This is a genomic window from Oceanicella actignis, assembly GCF_900111545.1.
GTDB classification, from domain to species: domain Bacteria; phylum Pseudomonadota; class Alphaproteobacteria; order Rhodobacterales; family Rhodobacteraceae; genus Oceanicella; species Oceanicella actignis.
In genome coordinates, this window is record NZ_FOHL01000002.1 from 478,016 (window position 1) to 497,816 (window position 19,801).

General features: G+C 71.8%; 18 protein-coding genes. 15 read left to right on the top strand and 3 right to left on the bottom strand.

Annotation, left to right across the window (positions count from 1 at the left end; genetic code table 11):
• Positions 1–148: 148 nt before the first annotated feature.
• The 15 genes from ettA to BMW67_RS04950 all read left to right on the top strand — a co-directional run bounded on the left by ettA (position 149) and on the right by BMW67_RS04950 (position 16,947).
• Positions 149–1,816, top strand: a complete 1,668-nt coding sequence (ettA, locus tag BMW67_RS04880; RefSeq protein WP_072745692.1) for an energy-dependent translational throttle protein EttA — start codon at positions 149–151, stop codon at positions 1,814–1,816.
• Positions 1,817–1,841: 25 nt separating this feature from the next.
• Positions 1,842–2,588 carry a glycosyltransferase family 2 protein gene (locus BMW67_RS04885; RefSeq protein ID WP_072745691.1) on the top strand — a complete coding sequence of 249 codons (747 nt, stop codon included), beginning with the start codon at positions 1,842–1,844 and terminating at the stop codon, positions 2,586–2,588.
• Positions 2,585–2,914 carry a lipid-A-disaccharide synthase N-terminal domain-containing protein gene (locus tag BMW67_RS04890; RefSeq protein ID WP_072745690.1) on the top strand — a complete coding sequence of 110 codons (330 nt, stop codon included), beginning with the start codon at positions 2,585–2,587 and terminating at the stop codon, positions 2,912–2,914. The genes BMW67_RS04885 and BMW67_RS04890 overlap by 4 nt, the downstream gene beginning before the upstream one ends.
• A gap of 157 nt (positions 2,915–3,071) precedes the next feature.
• Complete coding sequence (uraH, locus tag BMW67_RS04895; protein ID WP_072745689.1) at positions 3,072–3,425, top strand: hydroxyisourate hydrolase; 354 nt, start codon at positions 3,072–3,074, stop codon at positions 3,423–3,425.
• Complete coding sequence (xdhA, locus tag BMW67_RS04900; RefSeq protein ID WP_072745688.1) at positions 3,426–4,883, top strand: xanthine dehydrogenase small subunit; 1,458 nt, start codon at positions 3,426–3,428, stop codon at positions 4,881–4,883. It abuts the gene before it with no gap.
• Entirely contained in the window at positions 4,880–7,198 is a 2,319-nt protein-coding gene (xdhB, locus tag BMW67_RS04905) for a xanthine dehydrogenase molybdopterin binding subunit (protein ID WP_072745687.1), read from the top strand. Before xdhA ends, xdhB begins: the two co-directional genes overlap by 4 nt.
• Positions 7,195–8,241, top strand: coding sequence for a xanthine dehydrogenase accessory protein XdhC (gene xdhC / locus BMW67_RS04910; protein ID WP_072745686.1), 1,047 nt, complete (start codon positions 7,195–7,197; stop codon positions 8,239–8,241). Before xdhB ends, xdhC begins: the two co-directional genes overlap by 4 nt.
• Positions 8,238–9,758, top strand: a complete 1,521-nt coding sequence (locus tag BMW67_RS04915; RefSeq protein WP_072745685.1) for an ABC transporter ATP-binding protein — start codon at positions 8,238–8,240, stop codon at positions 9,756–9,758. The genes xdhC and BMW67_RS04915 overlap by 4 nt, the downstream gene beginning before the upstream one ends.
• Positions 9,745–10,827, top strand: a complete 1,083-nt coding sequence (locus BMW67_RS04920) for an ABC transporter permease (protein ID WP_072745684.1) — start codon at positions 9,745–9,747, stop codon at positions 10,825–10,827. The genes BMW67_RS04915 and BMW67_RS04920 overlap by 14 nt, the downstream gene beginning before the upstream one ends.
• The gene (locus tag BMW67_RS04925) at positions 10,827–11,756 is read left to right on the top strand and encodes an ABC transporter permease (RefSeq protein ID WP_072745683.1); all 930 of its coding nucleotides are present in this window, start codon (positions 10,827–10,829) and stop codon (positions 11,754–11,756) included. Before BMW67_RS04920 ends, BMW67_RS04925 begins: the two co-directional genes overlap by 1 nt.
• A 70-nt stretch (positions 11,757–11,826) precedes the next feature.
• Positions 11,827–12,330 (top strand): hypothetical protein, encoded by a 504-nt coding sequence (locus tag BMW67_RS04930; RefSeq protein ID WP_072745682.1) that lies wholly within the window; start codon positions 11,827–11,829, stop codon positions 12,328–12,330.
• 134 nt (positions 12,331–12,464) lie between these two features.
• Positions 12,465–13,535: a BMP family ABC transporter substrate-binding protein gene (locus tag BMW67_RS04935; RefSeq protein WP_072745681.1), complete on the top strand. Its 1,071-nt coding sequence runs from the start codon at positions 12,465–12,467 to the stop codon at positions 13,533–13,535.
• Positions 13,536–13,590: 55 nt separating this feature from the next.
• The gene (locus BMW67_RS04940; protein WP_072745680.1) at positions 13,591–14,529 is read left to right on the top strand and encodes an aldo/keto reductase; all 939 of its coding nucleotides are present in this window, start codon (positions 13,591–13,593) and stop codon (positions 14,527–14,529) included.
• A 37-nt stretch (positions 14,530–14,566) separates the two neighbouring features.
• Positions 14,567–15,904: a guanine deaminase gene (guaD, locus tag BMW67_RS04945; protein WP_072745679.1), complete on the top strand. Its 1,338-nt coding sequence runs from the start codon at positions 14,567–14,569 to the stop codon at positions 15,902–15,904.
• A gap of 11 nt (positions 15,905–15,915) precedes the next feature.
• Positions 15,916–16,947, top strand: coding sequence for a histone deacetylase family protein (locus tag BMW67_RS04950; RefSeq protein WP_072746066.1), 1,032 nt, complete (start codon positions 15,916–15,918; stop codon positions 16,945–16,947).
• A 41-nt stretch (positions 16,948–16,988) separates the two neighbouring features.
• Here the strand turns inward: BMW67_RS04950 and BMW67_RS04955 are convergent, their stop codons facing one another.
• The 3 genes from BMW67_RS04955 to BMW67_RS04965 form a co-directional block, all read right to left on the bottom strand.
• Positions 16,989–18,011, bottom strand: a complete 1,023-nt coding sequence (locus tag BMW67_RS04955; RefSeq protein WP_072745678.1) for an extracellular solute-binding protein — start codon at positions 18,009–18,011, stop codon at positions 16,989–16,991.
• 63 nt (positions 18,012–18,074) lie between these two features.
• Positions 18,075–18,881, bottom strand: a complete 807-nt coding sequence (locus BMW67_RS04960) for an ABC transporter permease (protein WP_072746065.1) — start codon at positions 18,879–18,881, stop codon at positions 18,075–18,077.
• Complete coding sequence (locus tag BMW67_RS04965; protein WP_072745677.1) at positions 18,874–19,770, bottom strand: ABC transporter permease; 897 nt, start codon at positions 19,768–19,770, stop codon at positions 18,874–18,876. Before BMW67_RS04965 ends, BMW67_RS04960 begins: the two co-directional genes overlap by 8 nt.
• Positions 19,771–19,801: the final 31 nt, after the last annotated feature.

The window sequence follows — 19,801 nt, forward strand, 5'->3', positions numbered from 1 at the left end:
CCCGATCCTCGCTCCGCTCCGGGCCCCTCGCCCGGCCCGCGCCCCCGGCGCCCCCTTGCGCGGCGCCGGGCCGGGCGCGCCGTTGCGCCCGCGGCCGGAAACCGATAGACGGGCGGCGAAGACCGTTTCAAGCATCAAGGGCGCGCAGATGGCCTCCTACCAGTACGTCTATCACATGGACGGGGTCTCCAAGACCTACCCCGGCGGCAAGAAGTGCTTCGAGAACATCCGCCTCAACTTCCTGCCCGGCGTGAAGATCGGCGTCGTCGGCGTCAACGGCGCGGGCAAGTCCACGCTGCTGCGCATCATGGCCGGCATCGACAAGGACTTTCAGGGCGAGGCCTGGGCGGCCGAGGGCGTGCGCGTGGGCTACCTGCCGCAGGAGCCCGAGCTCGACCCCACGAAGACCGTACGCGAGAACGTCATGGACGGCGTCGCGGCCAAGAAGGCCCTGGTCGACCGCTACAACGAGATCGCCATGAAGCTGGCCGAGGATTACTCGGACGAGCTGATGGAGGAGATGACCGCCCTTCAGGACCAGATCGACGCGCAGAACCTGTGGGATCTGGACGCGCAGGTGGACGTGGCCATGGAGGCGCTGCGCTGCCCGCCCGACGACGCGGACGTGAGCAAGCTGTCGGGCGGCGAGAAGCGCCGCGTGGCGCTGTGCCGGCTGCTGCTCGAGGCGCCCGAGATGCTGCTGCTGGACGAGCCGACCAACCATCTCGACGCCGAGACGGTCCTGTGGCTGCAAAAGCACCTGATCGAATACAAGGGCACGATCCTGATCGTGACCCATGACCGCTACTTCCTCGACGACATCACCGGCTGGATCCTCGAGCTGGACCGCGGGCGCGGCATTCCCTACGAGGGCAACTACTCGTCCTGGCTCGAGCAGAAGGCCAGGCGCCTCGAGCAGGAGGCGCGCGAGGACAAGGCCCGCCAGCGCACGCTGGCGCGCGAGCTCGAATGGGTGCGCCAGGGCGCGAAGGCGCGGCACGCCAAGTCCAAGGCGCGCCTGAAGGCCTACGAGCAGCTGGCCAACCAGTCCGAGCGCGAGCGCGTGGGCCGCGCGCAGATCATCATTCCCAACGGGCCGCGGCTGGGCTCGAAGGTGCTCGAGGTCAACGGCCTGACCAAGGCCTATGGCGACCGCGTGCTGATCGAGGACCTGTCCTTCAGCCTGCCGCCGGGCGCCATCGTCGGCGTGATCGGCCCCAACGGCGCGGGCAAGTCCACGCTGTTCCGCATGATCACCGGCCACGAGAAGCCCGACGCCGGCACGATCGAGTTCGGCGACACGGTCAAGCTGAGCTATGTGGACCAGTCGCGCGACGCGCTCGACCCGAACAAGACCGTGTGGGAGGAGATCTCGGACGGGCTCGACGTGATCAAGCTGGGCGACGCCGAGGTCAACAGCCGCGCCTATTGCGGCGCCTTCAACTTCAAGGGCCCGGACCAGCAGAAGAAGGTCGGCCTTCTGTCGGGCGGCGAGCGCAACCGCGTGCACATGGCCAAGCTGCTGCGCGAGGGCGGCAACCTGCTGCTGCTGGACGAGCCCTCGAACGACCTCGACGTCGAGACGCTGCGCGCGCTCGAGGACGCGCTCGAGCAGTTCGCCGGCTGCGCCATGGTCATCAGCCACGACCGCTGGTTCATGGACCGGCTGTGCACCCACATCCTCGCCTTCGAGGGCGACAGCCATGTGGAGTGGTTCGAGGGCAACTTCGCCGAATACGAGGCCGACAAGATCCGCCGCCTCGGCGCCGACGCCGCGCAGCCCAAGCGCATCAAGTACAAGAAGTTCGCGCGCTGAGCGCGGCGCAGGCATGAGCGCATCCATGGAACGGCCCCAGCCCCAGACGCCGCGCATCACCGTCATCGCCCCGATGAAGAACGAGGCGGGCTCGGTGATGGCGCTGGCCGACGAGATCGCCGAGGCCTGCGCCCCCCTGGCCCCGTTCGAGGCGATCTTCGTCAACGACGGATCGGACGACGGCACCGCCGAGGCCATCGCCGAGGCGCGCCGCCGCCATCCCTGGCTGCGCGAGCTGCGCCATGCGCAAAGCTGCGGCCAGTCGGCGGCGGTGCTGTCGGGGGTGCGGGCGGCGCGCGCGCCCATCATCTGCACGCTGGACGGCGACGGGCAAAACCCGCCGGCCGAGATCCCGCGCATGGTCGCGCCGCTTCTGGCCGACCGCGAGGGGCGGCTGGGGCTGGTGGCGGGCCAGCGCGTCGCGCGACAGGACACGCTGTCCAAGCGGCTGGCCTCGCGCACGGCCAACGCGCTGCGCGCGCGCATCCTGCGCGACGACACGCGCGACACGGGCTGCGGGCTCAAGGCCTTTCCGCGGCACGTGTTCCTCGAGCTGCCCTTCTTCGACCACATCCACCGCTACCTGCCCGCCCTCGTGCGGCGCGAGGGCTACGAGGTGGCGCATGTGGACGTCAGCCACCGCCCGCGCGGGGCCGGCCGCTCGCACTACACCAATCTGGGGCGGGCCATGGTCGGGGCGCTGGACCTGTTCGGGGTGTGGTGGCTGCTGCGCCGGCGCAAGCTGGCCCGCATCGAGCGGATCGACCCGTGATCGAGACGCTGGGACGCTGGCTGGGGGCCGAGACGCCCGCCGAGCTCGCCTGGATCGCGATCGGGCTGGGCGGGCAGCTGCTGTTCATGATGCGCTTCCTCCTGCAATGGCTGGCCTCCGAGAAGGCGCGGCGCTCGGTGGTGCCGACCTCGTTCTGGTGGTTCTCGATCGCGGGGGCGGCGATCCTGCTGGCCTACGCCATCCATCGCGCCGATCCGGTGTTCATCCTCGGCCAGTCGCTGGGCTTCTTCATCTACGCGCGCAACCTGTGGTTCATCCATGTCGAGCGCCGCGCCGCCGCCGCGGCCGATCCCGGCGCCGACTGATCGGCCGGGAATCGGCCGGGGGCGACGCGAAAGTTTTTCCAAACGGAAAAATCCTTGCCCGGCGCCGCGCGGCGCGTTTGACTTGACGCATGTCGGGCCGCGACTCGGACGCATGACGCGCGGCGCGGCTCCGCTCGACGCCACGGAGGATCGGCGCATGGGACGCCTGACCACGCATGTTCTCGACACCGCGCGCGGCCGCCCCGCCGCGGGGCTGCGCATCGGCCTTTACCGGCTGTCGGTCGACAGCCGCGACCACCTGCTCGACGCCGTGACCAACGAGGACGGACGCTGCGACGCGCCGCTGCTCGAGGGCGCGGCGCTGCGCCGGGGCGTGTATGAGCTGGTCTTCCACGCCGGCGCCTATTTCGACGCGGCGGGGCTGGCGCTGCCCAGCCCGAAATTCCTGTCGGACGTGCCCGTGCGCTTCGGCGTGGACGACCCCGATGCGCACTACCACGTGCCGCTTCTGCTCTCGCCCTACGGCTATTCCACCTACAGGGGGTCCTGAATGCGCGACGCCATCCGCTTGCTGCTCAACGGACGGGCGGTCGAGCTGCGCGGGGTCGATCCGCGCATGACGCTGCTCGACTGGCTGCGCGTCGAGCGCCGCATGACCGGCACGAAAGAGGGCTGCAACGAAGGCGATTGCGGCGCCTGCACGGTCAGCGTCACGCGGCTCGAGAACGGACGCCCGGCGCGGCGCGCGCTCAACGCCTGCATCCAGCTTCTGCCGATGCTCGACGGCTGCGCAGTGACCACGGTCGAGGGCGCGGCCCCCGCGGGCCGTCTGCACCCGGCGCAGGAGGCGATCGTGCGCCTGCACGGATCGCAATGCGGGTTCTGCACGCCCGGCTTCGTCATGTCGATCCACGCCGCCTGCGGCCCCGGCGCGCCGCCCGAGGCCGACTCGCCCCCCGACCTGCTGGCGGGCAATCTGTGCCGGTGCACGGGCTACGGTCCGCTGCTCGAGGCCGCGCGCCAGGCGCGCGCCGCCCCGCGCCCCGACTGGGAGCCCGACGAGGCGGCGCTGGCGGCCATGCTGCGCGGGATGGAGGATGACGAGGATCTGCGCCTCGAGGGCGGCGGCTGCGTGGCGCACGCGCCCGCCTCGCTCGAGGCGCTGTGCGCGCTGGCGGCCGAGCGGCCGCAGGCGCTGGTGGTGGCGGGGGCCACGGATGTGGGGCTGTGGCTGACCAAGCGGCTTGACGAGCCGGCCGAGCTCATCTTCACGCATCGGGTCAAGGAGCTGCGGCAAATAATTGACCGAGAAAATGAAATCACCATCGGCGCGGGCGTGCGCTATGTCGATGCCCGCCCCGTTCTGGCCCGCGCCGCGACCGATCTGGGCGAGCTGATCCGCCGCATCGGCTCGGTGCAGGTGCGCAATGCCGGCACCATCGGCGGCAACATCGCCAACGGCTCGCCGATCGGCGACATGGCCCCGGCGCTCATCGCGCTGGGGGCGCGGATCGAGCTGCGCCATGGCGCGCGCCTGCGCAGCCTGCCGCTCGAGGATTTCTTCATCGACTACGGCCGCCAGGACCGCGCGCCGGGCGAGCTGCTGACCGCCATCCGCCTGCCCCGCCCCGCCGATCCGCAGCGGCTGCGCTGCTGGAAGATCTCGAAGCGCTTCGATCAGGACATCACCGCCGTGCTGGGCGCCTTCGACATCGCGGTCGAGGAGGGCGTCGTGCGCCATGCGCGCATCGCCTTCGGCGGCATGGCGGCGACGCCGAAGCGCGCGCGCGCGCTCGAGCAGGCGCTGCTCGGCCGGCCCTGGACCGAGCGCACGGTCGAAGCGGCGCTGCCGGCCCTGGCGCAGGACTTTTCGCCCATCGACGACATGCGCGCCTCGGCCGCCTACCGCCTGCGCGCGGCCGGCGCGCTGCTGCGCAAGCGGCTGATCGAGGACATGGCGCCCGGCGCGCCGACGCGCCTGGCCGGCGCGCGGGAGGGCGCGGCATGACGGGCCCCGAGCGCATCAAGGGCGGCGTCGCGACGCCCGTTCCGCACGATTCGGCCGTGCGCCATGTGCGCGGCGAGGCCGTCTATGTCGACGACATCCCCGAGCCGCCGGGCTGTCTGCACGCCGCCTTCGGCCTGTCCGAGCGCGCCCATGCGCGCATTCTCGAGCTGGACCTGACCGAGGTGCGCGAGGCGCCGGGCGTGGTGGCGGTGCTGACGGCGCGCGACCTGCCGGGGGCGAACGACGTGTCGGCCTCGGCGCATGACGAGCCGCTTCTGGCCGAGGACGAGGTGCTTTTCCACGGCCAGCCGATCTTCGCGGTGATCGCCGAAAGCCACCTGGCCGCGCGCCGCGCCGCGCGCAAGGCGCGCATCCGCTACCAGGACCTGCCCGCCATTCTGACCATCGACCAGGCGCTGGCCGCGGGCAGCCTGCTCGAGCCCATGCGCGAGATGGTCAAGGGCGATCCCGAGGCCGCCCTGGCCGCGGCCCCGCGCCGCCTGCGCGGGCGCGTCGAGCTGGGCGGGCAGGAGCATTTCTACCTCGAGGGACAGGCGGCGCTGTCCGTGCCCGGCGAGGGCGACGAGATGACCGTGCACGCCTCGTCCCAGCACCCGACCGAGATCCAGCACAAGGTGGCGCATGCGCTGGGCGTTCCGTTCAACGCCGTGACCGTGGTGGTGCGGCGCATGGGCGGGGGCTTCGGCGGCAAGGAAAGCCAGGGCAACGCGCCGGCCTGCCTGACGGCGGCGGCGGCGCGGCTGCTGGGGCGGCCGGTCAAGATGCGCTACGACCGCGACGACGATTTCGTGGTCACCGGCAAGCGGCACGATTTCCGCATCGACTACGAGGTCGGCTTCGACGACGAGGGCCGCCTTCTGGCGGTCGTCTTCGACCAGGCGGCGCGCTGCGGGTGGGCGACGGATCTGAGCCTGCCGGTGTGCGACCGGGCCATGCTGCATGCGGACAACGCCTATCACCTGCCCCATGCGCGCATCCGCTCGTGGCGGTGCCGGACGCACACGGTCTCGAACACCGCCTTTCGCGGCTTCGGCGGCCCGCAGGGCATGGCGGGGATCGAGCGCGTCATGGACCATGTCGCGCACGAGCTGGGGCTGGACCCGCTCGAGGTGCGGCGGCGCAACTTCTACGATCCGCCCGGCGGGGCGCGGGTGCTCACGCCCTATCACATGACGGTCGAGGATTGCGTCATCGCCGACATCGTCGACGAGCTGGCCGAGAGCTGCGGCTATGCGCGCCGCCGCGCCGAGATCGCCGAGTGGAACGCGCGCAACCCGGTCATCAGGCGCGGCCTGGCGCTGACGCCCGTCAAGTTCGGCATCAGCTTCACGCTGACCCATCTGAACCAGGCCGCGGCGCTGGTGCATGTCTACACCGACGGCTCGGTGCATCTGAACCATGGCGGCACCGAGATGGGCCAGGGCCTGTTCGTCAAGGTCGCGCAGGTGGCGGCCGAAGCCTTCCAGATCGACCTCGACCGCGTGCGCATCACCGCCACCGACACGGGCAAGGCGGCGAACACCTCGGCCACGGCGGCCTCGAGCGGCTCGGATCTGAACGGCATGGCCGTGCGCGACGCGTGCGAGAAGATCAAGCGCCGCCTGACCGCCTTCGCCGCCGAGCGCTTCCAGACCTCGGCCGAGCAGGTGCGCTTTCTGCCCGGCCGCGTCCGGGTCGGCGAGGAGGAGATCGCCTTTCCCGACCTCGTGCGCATGGCCTGGGAGGCGCGCGTGCCGCTCTCGGCCACGGGCTTTTACGCCACGCCGCGCATCAGCTGGGATCGGGCGGCGGGGCGCGGGCGTCCGTTCTACTACTTCGCCTACGGCGCCGCGGCGACCGAGGCGGCGATCGATGCGCTGACGGGCGAGTGGCGCATCGAGCGGGTCGACATCCTGCACGATGTGGGCCGCTCGCTGAACCCGGCGATCGACCTGGGCCAGATCGAGGGCGGCTTCGTGCAGGGCATGGGCTGGCTGACCATGGAGGAGCTGGTCTGGGACGAGGCGGGCCGGCTCAGGACCCATGCGCCCTCGACCTACAAGATTCCGGCGGCGGGCGACCGGCCGCGGCGCATGAACATCCGCATCTGGGAGCGCGGCGAGAATCGCGAGCCGACGATCCACCGCTCGAAGGCGGTGGGCGAGCCGCCGCTGATGCTGGGCATCTCGGCCTGGCTGGCGCTGTCGGACGCGGCGGCGTCGTGCGGCCCGGCCTATCCGGCGCTGGACGCGCCGGCCACGCCCGAACGGGTGCTGCGCGCGATCGCCCGCGCGCGGGGCGAGCGCTGGCCATGAGCGCGGGGAGCGGCGCGGGGCTGGACATCGACGCGCTGCGCGCCGCCGTGGCCGCCCATGGGCGCGTGACGCGGGTGGTCGTGGCGCAGACCCGCGGCTCGACCCCGCGCGAGGCGGGCGCGCAGATGCTGGTCTGGGCGGACGGCTTCGCGGGCACGATCGGCGGCGGCGCGCTGGAATTCGCGGCGCTGGCCGAGGCGCGCCGGCGGCTTGGAAGCGGCCGCTCGGGGCTCGAGAGCCATGCGCTGGGGCCGGCGCTGGGGCAGTGCTGCGGCGGCGCGGCGACGCTGGCCTACGAGGTGGTGGACGCGGATGTTCTGTCGCGGCTCGAGGCGCTGGCCGACGAGGCGCGCGCGCGCGCCGGGCGGACGGGGGGCCGGCCCGCCCTCGCCCGCCCTCTGGGCGGGGTCGGGCGGGCCGCGGATGCGCCTGCGGCGATCCGGGCGGCGCTGGCGGCGGCGGCGTGCGCAGGGGGCGCCGCCGCGGCGCCCGGCCCGGTTTGCGCGCCGGGCGATCCGCCCTGGCTGTTCGAGCCGCTGGCCGAGGCGCCGACGCCGCTCTTTCTGTATGGCGCGGGGCATGTGGGGCGGGCGCTGGCGCGGGTTCTGCAGGACCTGCCCTTCGCGCTGACCTGGATCGACTCGGCGCGCGGGCGCTTTCCCGATCCGGCCCCCGCCCATGCGCGGGTTCTGATCGCGCCCGATCCGGCCGATGCGGTCGATCTGGCGCCGCCGCAGGCGGTGCATGTGGCGATGACCTGTTCCCATGCGCTCGACTTGGAGATATGCCATCGGGCGCTGCGGCGCGGCTGCGCGCGGCTGGCGGTGATCGGCTCGCGCACCAAGGCGGCGCGTTTTCGCGCCCGGCTGCGGGCGCTGGGCCATGACGAGGCGCAGGTGGCGGCCATGGCCTGCCCCATCGGCGATCCGGCGCTGGGCAAGGCGCCCGCGCAGGTGGCGGTGGCGATCGCGGCCGATCTGCTGGCCTGGCGCGCCCGCATGGCCGAGGGGCGCGGCATGCGTGAGAGGGAGGCGACGGCGTGACGGCTTTGCTTGAGGTCGAGGGGCTGACCAAGCGGTTTCCGGGCGTGCTGGCGAACGACGCGGTCAGCTTCGCCGTCGAGCGCGGCCAGATCCACGCGCTTCTGGGCGAGAACGGCGCAGGCAAGTCCACGCTGGTCAAGATGATCTATGGCTCGATGCGCCCGGATGCGGGCGTCATGCGCCTCGAGGGGCGGCCCCACGCGCCGGCCGATCCGGGGGCGGCGCGGCGCGCGGGGGTGGGGCTGGTGTTCCAGCATTTCTCGCTGTTCGACGCGCTGACCGTGGCCGAGAACGTGGCGCTGGGCCTGCCGCCCGAAGAGGCCGGCGCCGACCTTGCCGAGCGCATCCGCAAGGTGTCGGCGGCCTACGGCCTGCCGCTCGATCCCGAGCGGCGGGTGGGCGAGCTGTCGGTGGGCGCGCGCCAGCGCGTCGAGATCGTGCGCTGCCTCTTGCAGCGGCCGCGGCTGTTGATCATGGACGAGCCGACCTCGGTGCTGACCCCGCAGGAGGTCGGGCAGCTGTTCCGCACGCTGCGCCAGCTGCGCGACGAGGGGGTCTCGATCCTCTACATCTCGCACAAGCTCGACGAGATCCGCGAGCTGTGCGAGGCCGCCACCATCCTGCGCCATGGCCGCGTGACGGGCCGCTGCGATCCGCGCCGCGAAAGCGCGCGCAGCCTGGCCGAGATGATGATCGGGCAGGAGCTGGCCGCCACGCGCCCGCTCTCGGCCGCGCCGGGCGAGGTGCGGCTGACGGTGCGCGGGCTGAGCCTGCCGGCGGACCGCCCCTTCGGCACGGCGCTGCGCGACATCTCGTTCGATCTGCGCGCGGGCGAGATCCTGGGCGTGGCCGGCGTGGCCGGAAACGGGCAGGACGAGTTCGTCGAGGCCCTGTCGGGCGAGCGCCGCGCCCAGCACGAGGCCATCCGCCTGGACGGCGCGCCGATCGGCGCCTTCGGGCCGGATCGGCGGCGCCGGCTGGGGCTGTGCGTGGCGCCCGAAGAGCGCCTGGGCCATGCGGCGGTCCCGGACATGAGCCTGACCGAGAACGCGATCCTGACCGCCCGGCGGCGCGCGCGCCTGGCCTCGCGCGGGGGCGTGCTGCGCCTTGGGGCGGCCGCGCGCTTCGCCCGCGCGGTGGTCGAGCGCTTCGACGTGCGCACCGCCGGCGTCGAGCACGCGGCGCGCTCGCTGTCGGGCGGCAACCTGCAGAAATTCGTCGTCGGGCGCGAGATCATGCAGAACCCCGCGGTTCTGGTGGTGGCGCAGCCGACCTGGGGCGTGGATGCGGGCGCGGCGGCGGCGATCCGCCAGGCGCTGCGCGACATGGCCGAGGCGGGCGCGGCGGTTCTGGCGGTGAGCCAGGATCTGGACGAGCTGATGGAGATCTCCACCCGCTTCGCCGTGATGGCGGGCGGGCGGCTGAGCGCGCCGCGTCCCATGGCCGAGCTGAGCGTGGAGGAGATCGGGCGCATGATGGGCGGAACGGGCGGGGAGGTCGCGCATGCTGAGGCTTGAGCCGCGCAAGGAGCCCTCGCGGCTCATGGTCTGGGCGACGCCGCCCGCGGCGGTGCTGCTGACGCTGGTCTTCGGCATGGTCCTGTTCGCCGCGCTGGGCAAGGACCCGCTGCGCACGGTCGAGATCATCTTCGTCGAGCCGCTGCTCTCGCCCTTCTCGCGCGCCGAGCTTCTGGTCAAGGCCGCGCCGCTGGTGCTGATCGGGGTCGGGCTGAGCCTGGGCTTTCGCGCCGGCGTGTGGAACATCGGCGCCGAGGGGCAGTTCATCATCGGCGCCGTCGCCGGCGGCGCGGCGGGGCTGGCCGTATATGACACGCCGGGGCTCTGGGTGCTGCCGATGATGTGCGCGGCGGGCATGCTGGGCGGCTTCGCATGGGCGATGATCCCGGCCATCCTGCGCATCCGCTTCAACACGAACGAGATCCTGGTCAGCCTGATGCTGGTCTATGTGGCCGAGCTGTGGCTCTCGGCGCTGGTCGGCGGCCCGCTGCGCGACCCCGAGGGATTCAACTTTCCCGAATCGCGCCTGTTTCACGACAGCGCCACCATGCCGATCCTGATCGAGGGCACGCGCGCCCATGTCGGCGTTCTGGTCGCGCTGGCCGTGGCGGGGCTGGCCTGGCTGGCGCTGCAGCGGCATGTTTTCGGCTTTTCGCTCAAGGTCATGGGGCAGGCGCCGCGCGCGGCCCGCTTCGCCGGCTTCTCCGAGCGGCGCGCGGTGCTGGCCTGCATGGGCGTCTCGGGCGCGCTGGCCGGGCTGGCGGGGGTGTTCGAGGCCGCGGGCCCCGTCGGGCAGCTGGTGCCGGGTCTGCCGGCGGGATACGGCTTCACGGCCATCATCGTCGCCTTTCTCGGGCGGCTGCATCCGGGCGGCGTGGTGCTGGCCGGCGGGGTGATGGCGCTGACCTATATCGGCGGCGAGTCGGCGCAGCTCGAGATGCAGCTGCCCGCGGCGGCGATCTCGGTCTTTCAGGGCATGCTGCTGTTCTTCCTTCTGGGGGCGGACGTCTTCGTCAACCATCGCCTGCGCCTTCGCCGCGCCGCCGCCCCGGCCACGGAGTCCGCGTGATGGATCTGAGCGTTCTCAACCCCGCCGCCATCGGCGCGGCGCTGATCGTGGCCGCGACGCCGCTGCTTTTCGCGGCGCTGGGCGAGCTGGTGGTCGAGAAGTCGGGCGTGCTGAACCTGGGCGTCGAGGGCATGATGATCGTCGGCGCCATCGCCGGCTTCGCCGCGGCGGTCGAGACGGGCTCGCCCTTGCTGGGGGTGGTCGCCTCGGCGGCGGCCGGGGCGACGCTGTCGGCGGTTTTCGCCTTCTTCGCGCTGATCCTGATGGCCAACCAGGTGGCCACGGGGCTGGCGCTGACCATGTTCGGGCTGGGACTGGCGGCGATGCTGGGACAGCCCTATTCGGGCATGCCCGCGCCCGAGTTTCCCGCCCTTTGGCTGCCGGCCCTGTCGGACCTGCCCTTCTTCGGGCGGCTGCTGTTCTCGCACGATCCGCTGGTCTATCTGTCGCTGGCGCTGACGGCGGGGACGTGGCTGTGGCTCGGGCGCAGCCGCGCGGGGCTGATCCTGCGCGCGGTGGGCGAGAATCACCACGCCGCCCATGCCATCGGCTACCGCGTCACGGCGATCCGCTTCGCCGCGGTGCTGTTCGGCGGCGCCTGCGCGGGGCTGGGCGGGGGGTATCTGGCGCTGGTGCAGACCCCGCTCTGGGTCGAGGGCATGACCGCCGGCCGCGGCTGGATCGCGCTGGCCATCGTGGTCTTCGCCTCGTGGCGGCCCTGGCGAGCGCTGCTGGGCGCCTATGTGTTCGGCGGCGTGACCATCGTGCAGCTGAACCTGCAGGCGCTGGGGGTGTCGATCCAGAGCCAGTATCTGTCGATGACGCCCTACCTGGCCACGATCCTGGTGCTGGTGCTGATTTCGGGCGACCGGCGCCGCGCGGCCGAGGCGCCGGCGTGCCTGGGCAAGCCCTTCCGCGCCGAGGGCTGAGCGCGTTCCCGTTTCGTTAGGGATTTGCCCCTATCCTGTCCGCGGTGGGATGGATAGGGGAGCGAAGACCATGACCTCGCGCAAGGATTGCGGCGCGCCCGATGCGCGCGCCATCGCGGCGCAGGCGGGCGCCCAGACGCCCGGACCGGCCGGGATCGAGGCCGCGCTGCGCGCCGCGGCGGGTCTGCGGGCGCGCAAGGGCCGGCCCGCGGCGCTGGCGCTGATCGAGTTCACCCGCGCGCCCATGGGCGCCGCGCCCCTGGCGCTGCGCGATCTGCGCGTGTCCGACATCGCGGCCTTCATCGCCGAGGACGTCCTCGCCCTCATCCTGCCCGAGTCGGACGCTCCCGCGGCGGCGGTGGCGGCGCTGCGCGTCGCCCAGCGGCTGATCGACGAGGACGGGGCCGCGGCCGCGCACCTCGGGGTGACCGAGATCCGGGCCGACGACCGCTCGTTGTCCGAAGCGGCGGCGCGGGCGCGCGCGGGGCTGCAGGCGACGCTCGAGCCCTGCCACGCCCGTCCCTCGCCGCTGGCCGACCCGCGCGACGGGGCCGGCGCCGCCCTCGTCGGCTGACGGCGCGCACAAGCGCCGGGCGCGAAGATTGCACGGTGACGCAAAGGCGCGACGCGGGTATCGTTCCCGCCCGAGAGCCCGGCGCGGCGCGCCCGGCTCCGCCGCGCGAGAACCGACAGAGGAGACGTCACCGCATGAAACTCACCCGAACGCTTCTGGCCGCGGCCGCCGCGCTGGGCCTGGCGGGCGCCGCCGCAGCGGCCGACAAGATCAAGGTCGGCTTCATCTATGTGGGCCCGGTGGGCGATTTCGGCTGGTCCTATCAGCACGATCAGGGCCGCCAGGCCATCGAGGCCGCGCTGGGCGACAAGGTCGAGACCACCTATCTTGAGAGCGTGCCCGAAGGCCCCGACGCCGAACGCGCCCTGCGCCAGATGGCGCGCGCGGGCCACGACCTGATCTTCGCCACCTCCTTCGGCTTCATGAACCCGACGCTGAAGGTGGCCAAGCAGTTCCCGAACGTGAAGTTCGAGCACGCCACCGGCTACAAGCGCGCGCACAACGTCTCGACCTACTCGGCGCGCTTCTACGAGGGGCGGCATGTGATCGGCCTGATCGCCGGGCGCATGACCAAGACCAACACCATCGGCTACATCGCCTCCTTCCCCATCCCCGAGGTGGTGCGCGGCATCAACGCCGCCTATCTGGCGGCCAGGTCGGTCAACCCCGACGTCAAGTTCAAGATCGTCTGGGTCAACACCTGGTTCGACCCGGGCAAGGAAGCCGACGCGGCGAACGCGCTGATCGAACAGGGCGCGGACGTGATCATGCAGCACACCGACAGCCCCGCGCCGATGACCGTGGCCGAGGAAAAGGGCATCTTCGCCTTCGGCCAGGCCTCGGACATGAAGCGCTTTGGCCCCAACGCGCAGCTGACGGCGATCATCGACAACTGGGCACCCTACTATGTCAGCCGCGCCAAGGCGGTGCTTGAGGGAACCTGGGAATCGCAGGACACCTGGGACGGCATCGCCTCGGGCATGGTCGAGTTCGCGCCCTTCTCCGAGCGCATCCCCCCCGAGGTGCGCGCCGAGGCGCAGGCCGCCATCGAGGCCATCGCGGCGGGCAAGCTGCACCCCTTCACCGGCCCGATCCGCCGTCAGGACGGCTCGGTCTGGCTCAAGGAAGGCGAGGTGGCCGACGACGCCACGCTGGCCGGCATGAACTTCTACGTCGAGGGGATCGAGGGCGAACTGCCCAAGTGATCCGCGATAGGCGGCGCCCGGCCGCGCGCCGGGCGCCCCATGCGAAGGAGCCGACATGCGCCGCAAGCTTCTGGGAGCCACGGGGGTCGAGGTCTCGGCCCTGTGCCTTGGCACGATGTCCTTCGGCGGCGACGCCGACGAGGCCGAGGCCGCCCGCATCTACGCCGCCGCCCGCGACGCGGGAGTGGACTTCATCGACTGCGCCAACGTCTACAACGGCGGCGAGGCCGAGCGCATCCTCGGCCGGCTCATGGCGCATGAGCGCGACTCGCTGGTGGTGACGACCAAGTGCCACATGGTCGGCGGATCGAGCCGGCGGGCGATCCGCGCCCAGGTCGAGGCCAGCCTGCGCCGGCTGGGAACCGATCGGGTGGACGTTCTGTTCCTGCATCACGACGCCGACCCGGCCCGGCTCGAGGACCGGCTGCGCGCGCTCGAGGACATCCAGCGTTCGGGCCAGGCGATCTATCTGGGCCTGTCGAACTACCCCGCCTGGCGCGTCGCGACGGCGCTGGGCGTTCAGGCGCTGCGCGGCTGGGGCCGCATCGACGTGCTCCAGCCCATGTATTCGCTGGTCAAGCGCCAGGCCGAGGTCGAGCTGCTGCCCCTCGCCCAGGCCGAGGGGCTGGGGGTCATCCCCTACAGCCCCCTCGGCGGCGGGCTGCTGACGGGCAAGTATCTGCGCGGCGAGACGGGCCGCCTTGCGGTCAACCCCGCCTACCGCGCCCGCTATGGCGAGGACTGGATGCACGAGACCGCCCGCGCCTTCGTCGCCCTGGCCGGCGAGCTGGGCGTGCATCCGGCGACGCTGGCGGTGGCCTGGGCGGGCGCGCACCCGGCGGTGACGGCGCCCATCATCGGCGCGCGCTCGCTCGAGCAGCTGCGCCCCTCGCTGGCCGCGGCCGAGTTCGACATGACCGACGAGCTGCGCGCGCGCATCTCGGCCCTGTCGCGCACGCCGCCGCCCGCGACCGACCGCCTCGAAGAGGTCTGAGCCGCGCCCGACCCGACCCGCAAGAATGGAAGACCCCATGACCGGCGCCGCCGAACCCGGCGCAGCTTCGCAGGACGAGCTGCTGATCCTTGGCCAGACCCTGCGCCTGCGCGAAGATCCCTTCCTGGTCCCGCCCGAGGACTGCGCCGCGCATGACTCGCGCGGGGGCGTTCTTGTGCGCGAAGGCCGCATCGCCGCCGTCGGCCCGGCCGACGCGCTGCGCGCCGCCCATCCGCGCGCGCGGGTCGAGGACATGGGCGATGCGCTCATCATCCCCGGCTTCGTCGATTGCCACGCGCATTACCCCCAGACCGGCATCATCGCCAGCTGGGGCAAGCGGCTGATCGACTGGCTCAACGCCTACACCTTCCCCGAGGAGCTGCGCTTCGCCGATCCCGACCACGCGCGCGCGCAGGCCGAGCTATACCTCGATCTGAACCTGGCCAACGGCATCACCGCCGCCTGCGTCTATTGCACCGTGCACCCGCAAAGCGCCGACGCGCTGTTCGCCGCGGCGCTGGCGCGGGGGCTGCGCCTGTGCGCGGGCAAGGTGATGATGGACCGCAACGCGCCCCCCGGCCTGACCGACGACCCGCGCCGCGGCCATGACGAAAGCGCGGCGCTGATCGCGCGCTGGCACGGGCGCGGGCGGCTGGGATACGCGGTCACGCCGCGCTTCGCCCCGACCTCGACGCCCGCGCAGCTCGAGGCGGCGGGGGCGCTCTGGGCCGCGCATCCCGACTGCCTCATGCAGACCCATCTGTCCGAACAGCCCGACGAAATCGCCTGGGTGCGCGAGCTGTTCCCCGAGGATCCCGACTATTTCGGCGTCTATGAGGCGCGCGGGCTGGCCGGGCCCGGCGCGATCATGGGCCATGCCATTCACCTGACCGCGCGCGAGCGCGCGGCGCTGGCCGAGACGGGAACCGGCGTCGCGCATTGCCCGACTTCGAACGCCTTCATCGGCTCGGGCCTGTGCGACGTAGCCGGGCTTGCGCGCAGCGGCGTGCCGGTGGGGCTGGCGACGGATGTGGGCGGCGGGTCGAGCTTCTCGATGCTGGCGACCATGCGCTCGGCCTACGAGATCAGCCAGCTGCGCGGCGCCCCGCTCCATCCGGCGCAGCTCTTGTGGATGGCCACGGCCGGCTCGGCGCGGGTCATGCGGCTGGACGACCGGATCGGGCGGCTCGAGACGGGCCTGGAAGCGGACCTGGTCGCGCTGGACCTGGCCGCAACGCCCGTCGCCGCCCAGCGCGCCGCGCGGGCGCGCGACGTGTGGGAGGCGCTGTTCGCGACCATGATCCTGGGCGACGACCGCGCGGTGAAGGCCGTGTGGTCGGGCGGCCGGCCGATGAAGCGGCCCCCGGGGGCCTGAAGGGAAACGCCATGCGCACCATCTGCAGCGAGGACCACCGCCTGCACTTCCCGCAGGCCGAGCTGCATGCCGGCCAGTTCGTCACGCCCTTCGAGCGGCCGAGCCGCGTCGAATACATCCTGGCGCGGCTGCGCGAGCGGGGCCTGAACGACATCGCCGCGCCCGATCCCGTCGCCATGGCGCCCATCCGCGCCCTGTGCCGGCCCGATTACCTGGCGTTTCTGGAACACGCCTGGGACGAATGGAAGCGGGCCGGCTGCGCGGGCGAGATCATTCCCGCCAGCTTTCCCGCCCGGCGCATGAACGCCGATCGCGCGCCCACGAACATCGACGGCAAGGTCGGCTTCTACGCGCTGGCCGCCGAGACGGCCATCACCGCCGGAACCTGGGCCGCGGCGCTGTCCTCGGCGGCCGTGGCGCAAACCGCCCAGCGCATCGTGGCGGGCGGGGCGCGGGCGGCCTTCGCCCTGTGCCGCCCGCCGGGCCACCACGCCACCGCCGACATGTTCGGCGGCTATTGCTTCATCAACAACGCGGCGCTGGCGGCCGAGGCCTTCCGCGCCGACGGCGTGGCGCGCGTCGCGGTGCTGGACATCGACTTTCACCACGGCAACGGCACGCAGGACATCTTCTATCGCCGCGGCGACGTGTTCTTCGCCTCGATCCACGGCGCGCCCGAGCACGCCTTCCCCTACTATCTGGGTTATTCGGACGAGACCGGCGAAGGCCCCGGCGAGGGCGCCAATCTGAACCTGCCCCTGCCGCCGGGCGCGGGCTACGGCCCCTGGGCCGAGGCGCTTGACGCGGCGCTGGCGCGCATCCGCGCCTTCGGCGCCGAGGCGCTGGTGGTGTCGCTGGGGGTGGACGCCTACAAGGACGACCCGATCAGCTTCTTCACGCTCGACAGCCCCGATTTCCTCGATGCGGGCCGGCGCATCGGGCGGCTGGGCCTGCCGACGCTGTTCTGCATGGAGGGCGGCTACGCGATCGAGGCGATCGGGGTGAACGCGGTCAACGTTCTCGAAGGCTTTCTGGACGCCTGAGCCGCGCCTGTCGGCCGGGGCGCGCGCGCCCCGGCCGCGGTTCACTTCTGGAGCTCGGTCCAGATGGCGGTGTAGATCGCCTGGATCTCCTTCGGGCAGCTGGGGCCGAAGCGCCCGGCGGCGGCCAGCTCGGCCGGCGGGTTGATCTCGGGCGCGTCCTTCATCTCGGGCGGCATGAAGGCGTCCGACCCCTTGATCCCGTTCGAGTAGCGCGCGAAGGCCGAGATCAGCGCCGCGTTCTCGGGATCCATGATGAAGTTCTGGAACAGCTTGGCGTTCTCGACGTTCTTCGCGTCGGCCAGCACGGCGACCGAGTCCATCCACAGCGGATAGCCCTCGCGCGGGTAGCCATAGCGGACCTTCGGATTGGCCAGCCGCGCGCGGAAGGTCGAGCCGTTCCAGTTCACGCTGGCGACCCACTCGCCCGAGGCCAGCTTGTCGGTGGTGCCGTAATCCATCGACAGCCATTTGGGCTTGGCCGCGACCAGCGCGTCGCGCGCGGCCTTGAGCTTGGACTTGTCCTCGGTGCAGGCCTCGCCGCCGACATAGTAGAGCGCCAGGTTGATCACGTCCTGCATCTCGGGCACGACGTTGATCTTGCCCGCCAGCTCGGGCGGCGGATCGAGGAAGATGGCCGAGGTGTTGATGTCGCCGTCATAGGCGTCGACATTGACCGCCATGCCCGTCGAGCCCCACTGCCAGGGCACGGTGTAGCGCCGGCCCGGATCCCAGGGCACGTCGACCCAGACCGGATCGACGTTCTTGAAGTTCTCCATCTGATCGGGGCGCGTCTCGAGCAGCAGCCCCTTTTCGATGAAGATCGGCACGAAGCTGTGCGAGGGCACGACGATGTCGAAGCCGTGGCCGCCCGCCTCGACCTTGGTCAGGGCGGTGGTGTTCGAGTCGTATTCCGTGATGGTGACCTTGACGTCATAGGTCTGCTCGAACTTCTTGATCAGCTCGGGATTGGTGTAGTTGCCCCAGTTGTAGATGTTCAGGGCCCCTTCGGCATGAGCGGCGGCGGCGGCAAGGGCCGTCGCGGCCGCCAGGGCGGGAATGCGCATGACTTTCTCTCCTTGTCGGATGGCGGACCGGAAGACCCGCCGGGTTGGCGCGGCGCGAACGGTTCAGGCCCGCTTTCTCGTGACCGCGAAGAACAGGGTCAGCAACGCGACCGTCACCGCCAGCAGCGCGGTCGAGATCGCGTTGACCTCGGGCGTGGCGGCGCGGCGGATCTGGCCAAGCATGTAGGTCGGCAGGGTGTCCTGGCCGGCCGACTTGACGAACTCGGTGATGATGACGTCGTCGAGCGAGATGACGAAGGCCAACATCGCCCCTGCCGCGATTCCGGGCGCCAGCAGCGGCAGCGTCACCCGCCGGAAGGCCAGCCAGGGCGTGGCGTAAAGGTCGGCGGCCGCGGTCTCGAGCGTCAGGTCCATGCTTTCGAGCCGGGCGCGGATGGGCAGATAGGCGAAGGGCACGCAGAAGGCGGCATGCGCCAGGATCAGATAGCCCAGCCCCGTATAGCCGGTGGCGACCTTGATGGAGGAGAAGAAGATCAGCAGCGCCACGGCGGTGACGATCTCGGGCGCCATCAGCGGCTGGTTGATGATGGCGTAGATGAGCGTCTGCCCGGGAAAGCGTCCGCGCCGCGTCGTGCCCAGCGCCGCCATGGTCGCCGTGACGGTGGCGATGCCCGAAGCGGCCAGCGCGATGACGACCGAGCGCATGGTCGCCTCCTGCACCTGGGCGTTCTCCCACGCGGCGCCATACCATTTGAGCGAGAAGCCGCCCCAGACCGCCACCGAATCCGATCCGTTGAACGAATAGATCACCAGCGTGGCGATGGGCGCATAAAGGATCAGGAAGGTCGCCGCGGCCATCGCGGCGAAGCCGGGCAGCCTTGCGGCCGAGAACGGGCGCGCCCTAGCCATCGGCGCCCGCCCGCGCGGCGGCCCGCACATAGATCGTCAGCGCGCAGGCCACCATCGCCAGCAGGATCAGCGACAGCGCCGCGCCCAGCGGCCAGTTGCGCCCGGCGCCGAACTGCAGCTCGATGAAGTTGCCGATCATCATGTTCTTGCCCCCGCCCAGAACACGCGGCGTCACATAGGCGCCCAGCGACGGCACGAAGACCAGGATCGAGCCCGCGACCACCCCCGGCCGCACGATCGGCAGCACCACCTTGCGCAGCACCTGCCAGCGCGAGGCGTAAAGGTCGTAGGCGGCCTCGGCCATGCGCATGTCGAAGCGCTCGATCGCCGCATAGAGCGGCAGCGCCATCAGGGGCAGATAGACGTAGGTCATGCCGATCAGCACGGCGACGTCGGTGTAGAGGATCTGGATCGGGGAGGAGATCAGCCCAAGGCGCATCAGCGCGCCGTTCAGGATGCCCTCGTTGCGCAGCACCTCCATGATGGCGAAGGTGCGGATCAGAAGGTTGGTCCAGAACGGCACCGTGATCAGGAACAGCCACAGCATGCGCGTGCGCGCCGGGCGCGTGGCGATGAACCAGGCCGTCGGCAGGCCGAAGACGAAGGTCAGCAGCGTGGTCAGCAGCGACAGCTTGACCGAGCGCCAGAAGATCGACAGATGCGCGTCGGCAAGGCGCACCGTGCCGTCGAAGATGTCGCGCTCGAACAGGACGCGGAACCACGCCTCGAGCGAGAACTTCCACTCGACCCCCGAATATTCGCCGGGCTCGAGAAAGGCGTAGACGACGACGATCAGCAGCGGCCCGGACGCCCCCGCCAGAAGCAGCGCCAGCGCCGGCGCCGACAGCAGCCAGCCCTGGCGCGCGCGCCGTCTTTCCTCGGCGGTCATCGGGCGGGCGGACGCGCGGGCCGGTTCATGG

Excerpts from the sequence above, each read along its gene's own strand:
- BMW67_RS04940 (WP_072745680.1), top strand. The coding sequence starts at position 13,591 with ATGCGCCGCAAGCTTCTGGGAGCCACGGGGGTCGAGGTCTCGGCCCTG.
- BMW67_RS04885 (WP_072745691.1), top strand. The coding sequence starts at position 1,842 with ATGGAACGGCCCCAGCCCCAGACGCCGCGCATCACCGTCATCGCCCCG.
- xdhB (WP_072745687.1), top strand. The coding sequence starts at position 4,880 with ATGACGGGCCCCGAGCGCATCAAGGGCGGCGTCGCGACGCCCGTTCCG.
- BMW67_RS04920 (WP_072745684.1), top strand. The coding sequence starts at position 9,745 with ATGCTGAGGCTTGAGCCGCGCAAGGAGCCCTCGCGGCTCATGGTCTGG.
- BMW67_RS04925 (WP_072745683.1), top strand. The coding sequence starts at position 10,827 with ATGGATCTGAGCGTTCTCAACCCCGCCGCCATCGGCGCGGCGCTGATC.
- xdhC (WP_072745686.1), top strand. The coding sequence starts at position 7,195 with ATGAGCGCGGGGAGCGGCGCGGGGCTGGACATCGACGCGCTGCGCGCC.
- uraH (WP_072745689.1), top strand. The coding sequence starts at position 3,072 with ATGGGACGCCTGACCACGCATGTTCTCGACACCGCGCGCGGCCGCCCC.
- guaD (WP_072745679.1), top strand. The coding sequence starts at position 14,567 with ATGACCGGCGCCGCCGAACCCGGCGCAGCTTCGCAGGACGAGCTGCTG.
- BMW67_RS04960 (WP_072746065.1), bottom strand. The coding sequence starts at position 18,881 with ATGGCTAGGGCGCGCCCGTTCTCGGCCGCAAGGCTGCCCGGCTTCGCC.
- BMW67_RS04935 (WP_072745681.1), top strand. The coding sequence starts at position 12,465 with ATGAAACTCACCCGAACGCTTCTGGCCGCGGCCGCCGCGCTGGGCCTG.
- xdhA (WP_072745688.1), top strand. The coding sequence starts at position 3,426 with ATGCGCGACGCCATCCGCTTGCTGCTCAACGGACGGGCGGTCGAGCTG.
- BMW67_RS04950 (WP_072746066.1), top strand. The coding sequence starts at position 15,916 with ATGCGCACCATCTGCAGCGAGGACCACCGCCTGCACTTCCCGCAGGCC.
- BMW67_RS04955 (WP_072745678.1), bottom strand. The coding sequence starts at position 18,011 with ATGCGCATTCCCGCCCTGGCGGCCGCGACGGCCCTTGCCGCCGCCGCC.
- BMW67_RS04965 (WP_072745677.1), bottom strand. The coding sequence starts at position 19,770 with ATGACCGCCGAGGAAAGACGGCGCGCGCGCCAGGGCTGGCTGCTGTCG.
- BMW67_RS04930 (WP_072745682.1), top strand. The coding sequence starts at position 11,827 with ATGACCTCGCGCAAGGATTGCGGCGCGCCCGATGCGCGCGCCATCGCG.
- ettA (WP_072745692.1), top strand. The coding sequence starts at position 149 with ATGGCCTCCTACCAGTACGTCTATCACATGGACGGGGTCTCCAAGACC.